Here is a 1,382-nt window from a genome sequence, read left to right as displayed (position 1 = left end):
TGTGGGCCCGGACGACCGTGTGGCGATCTGCGCGGAGCGCTCGCTGGCGATGGTGGTGGGCCTGCTGGGCGTGTTGAAGGCGGGCGGGGCCTATGTGCCGCTGGACCCGGAATACCCGGCCGAGCGACTGGCGCACATGCTGGAGGACAGTGCCCCGGTGGCGGTGCTGGTCCACGGCGATGTACCGGAGCTGGTAACTGGGAATAGGCCGGTGATCGCGCTCAATGATACGGCGCCCTGGATGTCCTGCTCCGAGAGTAATCTCGAACGAGGCGACCTGACGCCTGCGCACCTGGCCTACGTGATCTACACCTCCGGCTCGACCGGCCGGCCCAAGGGCGTGATGATCGCGCATCGAAGTCTGGCGAATACCCTGAACTGGTACACAGGTGATCTGCAAATCTCGCCTGACGACACGATCCTCGTCGTTACCTCGTTGAGCTTTGATCTCACTCAAAAGAACATCTGGGCGCCATTGAGTGTTGGCGCCAGAACCTGCTTGTCATCCGATCATTTCGATCCTGCCGAAATCTTGCAGCAGATCCGGCAGAAGGACGTCTCCTGCCTGAACCTTACCCCGGGCATGTTGCACGCGCTGATCGATGGAGATTCATCAGACGGTCTTCGCAGTCTGGATCGGATCATCCTGGGAGGTGAGCCGATTCAGCCCGGCAAGCTGTTGGAGTATCCGGAACCCAGGCCGACGTTCGTCAACAGTTACGGCCCTACGGAATGCAGCGACGTCACGAATTCATACCGGCTTTCTCCGGATCTGGAAGCCTGCCAATTCGCATCAGTGCCCCTGGGCAGGGCAATCCCCAACATCTGCATATACCTCCTGGACAAGGATGGCACGCCGGTGCCGCTGGGTGCGGTGGGCGAGCTCTACATCGGCGGTGCCGGCGTTGCGCGCGGCTACCTGAACCGTCCGGAGCTGACCGCGGAGCGGTTCGTGGCGGACCCGTTCAGTACCGAGCCGGGCGCGCGGATGTACCGCACAGGCGATCTCGGGCGCTACTTGCCTGACGGCAACATCGAGTATTTGGGCCGTAACGACTTCCAGGTGAAGATCCGGGGCTTCCGGATCGAGACCGGCGAGATCGAGGCGTGCCTACAAGGGCATGACGCGGTCCGCGAGGCGGCGGTGCTGGCACGGGAGGACGCCTCCGGCGCCAAGCGCCTGGTGGCGTATTACACCGGCTCGGCCGGGGCGGAGGTCTTGCGGGCGCACCTGCAGGCGGCACTGCCGGCCTACATGGTACCGGCGGCATTCGTGGCGCTGGAGCAGTTACCGCTGACGCCGAACGGCAAGCTGGACCGCCAGGCCTTGCCGGCGCCGGAAGACGACGCCTATGTGCGGGCCGTCTACGAGGCACCGCGGG

The 1,382-nt window shown here is 64.3% G+C and carries 1 protein-coding gene; it reads left to right on the top strand.

The genetic code is table 11. The features are described 5' to 3' along the window. Window positions 1-19: 19 nt before the first annotated feature. A partial coding sequence (locus EZI54_RS23685; protein WP_242674587.1) for a non-ribosomal peptide synthetase occupies window positions 20-1,382 on the top strand: 1,363 nt, incomplete at its 3' end.

It is taken from the genome of Marinobacter halodurans, assembly GCF_004327985.1.
Taxonomy (GTDB): domain Bacteria; phylum Pseudomonadota; class Gammaproteobacteria; order Pseudomonadales; family Oleiphilaceae; genus Marinobacter_A; species Marinobacter_A halodurans.
Note: the sequence above shows the minus strand (reverse complement) of the source record. Positions and strands in the feature narration are given on the sequence as shown.